Raw genomic sequence first — 4094 nt, forward strand, 5'->3', positions numbered from 1 at the left:
GCACCGGTCCCGGCGACGCCGGCGAGCAGCGCCTTGGTGGCGGTGACCAGGTCCTGTTCCCGGCCCGGCGCGGGCCGGACGGCGCTCACGACGACGTCCTGGCCGGCCGCCAGCCGGGCCACGTCGGCGGGGTCGGCGGCGTCGCCGGTGCGGTGGGCGGCCGCCGCGGGCAGCCGGTCGAAGCGAGCCTCGCTCCGGACCACCGCGGTGACCTCGTGGCCGCGGGACAGGGCCTCGGCCGCGATGGTGCCGCCCGCGTTGCCCGCCGCGCCGAAGATGGTGATGCGCATGGTCGTTCTCCTTGTTGTCAGTGGGGAAGTTCTCAGTGGGGGAAGAGGGGATCAGTGGTTCAGCGGGTGGTCGCGGCGGCCTCGCGCCGGGCGCCCGACGGCCGGAGCTGTGCGGCGACCAGGGAGCCGAGGACGGTCAGGGCGCCCAGCGACTGGAGGACGGTGAGCCGCTCCCCGACGGCGATCAGGCCGATGGCCGTGGCGACGAGCGGGCTGAGCAGGCCGAGGAACGACACGTCCGTGGCCTGGAGTTCGCGGATGCCGCGGAACCACAGGGCGTAGGCCAGCGCGGTGCCGACGGCGGCCAGGTAGCCGTACCCCGCCAGGTTCCCGGCGGTCAGGCCGGCGGGCGGGAGGCCCTCGACGAGCAGGGCGACCGGGACGAGGAGCACGCCGCCGGCCACGAGCTGCCAGCCGGTGGTGGCGAGGAGCGGCGCCGGGGACGGCCAGCGCTTGCTGAGCACCACGCCCGTCGCCATCAGGATCGCCCCGCCCAGGGCGGCGCCGACCCCGACCCAGTCGAGCCGCGCCTCGGCCCGGAGGACGAGCAGGCCGACGCCGACGACGCCCATGATCCCCGTGATCAGGGTGCGGGGGGTGAGCCGGTTGCCGAGGAGGCCGGCGGAGAGGAGGGCCGCGATCAGGGGCTGGACGGAGCCGACGGTGGCCGCGACGCCGCCGGGGAGGCGGTAGGCGGCGACGAAGAGGAGGGCGAAGAAGGCGCCGATGTTGAGGGTGCCGAGGACGAGCGCGCGCCACCACCAGTCGCCGCGCGGCAGCCGCCGGGTGAGGGCCACCAGGACCAGTCCGGCGGGCAGCGCCCGCAGGACCGCCGCCAGCAGCGGGCGGCCCGGGGGCAGCCACTCGGTGGTGACGTAGTAGGTGGTGCCCCAGAGGGCCGGCGCGAGGGCGGTGAGGAGGAGGACCCGCAGTCGTTTGCTTAGCACGAAGGTAAAGTTACTCATCGCTAAGCTAAATGACGATGGGCTCGCGGCGTGATGTACCTCACCGCTAAGGTATTGCTACGCTGGAGAAGTGGCAGATCATGTCGACCTTGTACTGGAACAGTGGGCCGCCCAGCGGCCCGACCTGGACGTCTCGCCCATGGCGGTGATCGGGAGGCTGAGCCGGCTGCAACGCGTCGTCTCCGCCGAGCTGAAACGGACCTTCGCCGCCCACGACCTCGACAGCGCCTCCTTCGACGTCCTCGCCACCCTGCGCCGCAGCGCGCCCCCGCACCGCCTGACGCCGACCGAGCTGATGAAGTCCGGCATGGTGACCTCCGGCGCGATCAGCCAGCGCCTCGACCGCCTGGAGGGGCGCGGCCTCGTGCTCCGCACCCCCAACGAGGAGGACGGGCGGGGCGTCCGCGTCTCCCTGACCGACGAGGGCCGCGAGCTCATCGACCGGGTGCTGCCCGAGCACCTCGCGACCGAGCGGCGCCTGCTGTCCGCGCTGACCGGTGAACGGCGGGACCAGTTCGTCGAGACGCTGCGGGAGTTGCTGGAGTCCCTGGAGGGCCCGGCCGGGCCGGCGGGAGCGGCGTGCTGCCGGAACTCCGGGCGGACGAGTGGGGCTTGCTGCGCCGTCTGATCCGGCTGCGGGGTGTGCGGTGCCGGTCTTGGCCTTCACGGCCCGTCTTGCGCGGCCCGCCTTGACCTTCACGCCGCTCGTCATGCCGGTCCCGTGTGGCGTGTCGGGCGGGTAGCTGTATAGGAAGCCCGTACGGAGCCGGCGCGAGGCCGGCCCCGGCGCGCCGCCGCCGGCCGGAAGCGGCCGTCAGCGGACGGAGTCCCGTGGCGTGCTCAGCGCCAGCACCGACGCGAGGACGGTGAGCCCGGCGCCCGCCCACAGGACCGCCGCGGCCGTCGTGCCGTCGACCGCGAGGCCGCCGAGCAACGCGCCCAGTGCGATGGACAGGTTGAACACCGACACGTACACGGACGACGCGGCCTCCGTCGCCTCCGGTGCCGCCTTGAGGACCCAGGTCTGGAGGCCGACGGGGACGGCGCCGTAACCGAGGCCCCACAGGACGAGCAGGGCACCCGCGCCCGGCCCGCTCCCCGGGGAGAGGACCGCGAGCGCCGCCATGGCGGCGGCCAGGACCGCGCCGATGGCGATGACGACACGGCGGGTGTGCCGGGTGACCAGGGAGCCGGCGACGAAGTTGCCGGTGATGCCCGCGGCCCCGAAGACCAGCAGCAGTACGCCGACCGTGCCGCCGGCGACGCCCGCCTCCACCAGCACGGGCCGGACGAAGGTGTAGGCCACGAAGTGGCCCGTCACGATGAGGAACGTCACGGCGATGCCCGCGCGCACCCCGCCGTTGGAACGGAGGAGGCGGGGAAGGCCGGACAGGGTGACCGTCCGCTCGGCCGGCAGCGGGGGCAGCAGGAACAGCATGCAGGCCAGGGCGGCCAGCCCCAGCACCCCCACCACGGCGAAGGCGGTGCGCCAGCCGCTGAGGTCGCCCAGCAGGGTTCCGGTGGGCACGCCCAGGACCGACGCGGCCTCGACCCCGCCGAAGATCACGGCGGTCGCCCGTCCGACGTGCCGCTCCGGGACCAGCCGCACGGCGATGCCGCCGGCGATCGCCCAGAACCCGCCCACGCTGACACCGATCAGGAACCGGGCGATCAGCACGACGGTGATGTCCGGGGCGAAGGCGGAGGCCAGGTTGGCCGCCCCGACCGTGCCGATGAGCACGCCCAGGACCAGGCGCCGGTCGACGCGGCCCGTGGCCACGGTGACGAGGGGCGCCGAGACGGCGGCGACGAGCCCGGGGACGGTGACCATCAGGCCCGCCGTCCCCTCCGAGACGTCCAGGTCCGAGGCGACCGCGGTGAGCAGCCCGACGGGCAGCAGTTCTGAGGTCATCAGGGAGAAGATGCCCAGCGCCACCGCCAGGACGGCCGGCCAGCCCGTCCGCGACGACGGCCCGGTGCCGGCGGTGGCCGGCGGGGTGCCGACGGACGTCACTCGGTGCCCGGGGTCTTGCGGGTGGTGACGTTCATCCGGTTCCACACGTTGACCGTGAAGATGACGGCGATGAGCCGTGCCAGCTCCTCCTCGCCGAAGTGCCGGGCCGCCTCCTCGTAGACGTCGTCCGGGACGCCGCCGGGCAGCAGGGTGACGGCCTCGGTCAGGGCCAGGGCGGCGCGCTCGGCGGCGGTGTAGAGGAGCGAGTCCTCCCAGGCGCTGAGCTGGTAGACGCGGTTCTCGGTCTCGCCCGCCTTCCGGGCGTCGGTGGTGTGGTACTCGATGCAGTACGCGCAGCGGTTGAGCTGCGAGGCGCGGATCTGGACGAGTTCGAGGACGACCGGGTCGAGGCCCTGCCGGGCCGCCGCGTCGAGGGCCAGGACGGCCTTGTAGACCTTCGGGGCGACGGCGTGGAAGTTCATGCGCTCACTGCTGTGGATCTCTGTCATGTGTCCACCGTAGGAGCGCCGGAGACCATGGATAGGGTGCATTTCCATGCGGGAAATCAAGGTCAATCCGTCTCCGGGCGGTACGTCGCCCGGCGGCCCGTCCGCCCTCGGCGCCGATCTGCACCTGGAGCTGTCCGGCGACGGCTCCCGCAAGGCGCGGCTGACGCGCGCGCTGCGGGACGCGATCCGCACCGGACGCCTCGCGCCCGGCACCCGGCTGCCGCCGTACCGCTCGCTCGCGGCCGACCTCGGCCTGGCCCGCAACACGGTCGCCGAGGCGTACGCGGAGCTCGTCGCCGAGGGCCGGCTCGTCGCCCGGCAGGGCTCCGGGACGAGCGTGGCGCCGCGGGCCGCGGCCGAGGCGCCCGTTCCGCCG

Annotated in this window: 6 protein-coding genes; 2 read left to right on the top strand and 4 right to left on the bottom strand. The window is 74.3% G+C overall.

Going from position 1 to position 4094, the window contains the following annotated elements:
- Together JNW98_RS29185 and JNW98_RS29190 are read right to left on the bottom strand one after the other, a co-directional pair.
- On the bottom strand, positions 1–290 hold a 290-nt coding region (locus JNW98_RS29185; protein ID WP_223771304.1), incomplete at its 3' end, for an NAD(P)-dependent oxidoreductase.
- Positions 291–349: 59 nt separating this feature from the next.
- A complete protein-coding gene (locus JNW98_RS29190) occupies positions 350–1237 on the bottom strand; it encodes an EamA family transporter (protein WP_223771305.1) in 888 nt (295 codons plus the stop codon).
- Between the two features lie 88 nt (positions 1238–1325).
- Here JNW98_RS29190 and JNW98_RS29195 point away from each other — a divergent pair, with 88 nt between their 5' ends.
- Complete coding sequence (locus tag JNW98_RS29195; protein ID WP_223771306.1) at positions 1326–1883, top strand: MarR family winged helix-turn-helix transcriptional regulator; 558 nt, start codon at positions 1326–1328, stop codon at positions 1881–1883.
- Positions 1884–2069: 186 nt separating this feature from the next.
- On the opposite strand, the gene JNW98_RS29200 is transcribed toward JNW98_RS29195, so the two are convergent.
- Entirely contained in the window at positions 2070–3269 is a 1200-nt protein-coding gene (locus tag JNW98_RS29200) for an MFS transporter (RefSeq protein WP_223771309.1), read from the bottom strand.
- Positions 3266–3691, bottom strand: coding sequence for a carboxymuconolactone decarboxylase family protein (locus tag JNW98_RS29205; RefSeq protein ID WP_372459345.1), 426 nt, complete (start codon positions 3689–3691; stop codon positions 3266–3268). The genes JNW98_RS29200 and JNW98_RS29205 overlap by 4 nt, the downstream gene beginning before the upstream one ends.
- Positions 3692–3764: 73 nt before the next feature.
- Here JNW98_RS29205 and JNW98_RS29210 point away from each other — a divergent pair.
- Positions 3765–4094: GntR family transcriptional regulator (locus JNW98_RS29210; RefSeq protein WP_223771308.1), on the top strand; the 330-nt coding region annotated here is incomplete at its 3' end.

It is taken from the genome of Streptomyces huiliensis, assembly GCF_020037025.1.
GTDB classification, from domain to species: Bacteria; Actinomycetota; Actinomycetes; order Streptomycetales; family Streptomycetaceae; genus Streptomyces; species Streptomyces huiliensis.

Bases quoted from the DNA above. Each gene is read 5' to 3' on its own strand.
- JNW98_RS29205 (WP_372459345.1), bottom strand. From the start codon at position 3,691: ATGAACTTCCACGCCGTCGCCCCGAAGGTCTACAAGGCCGTCCTGGCC.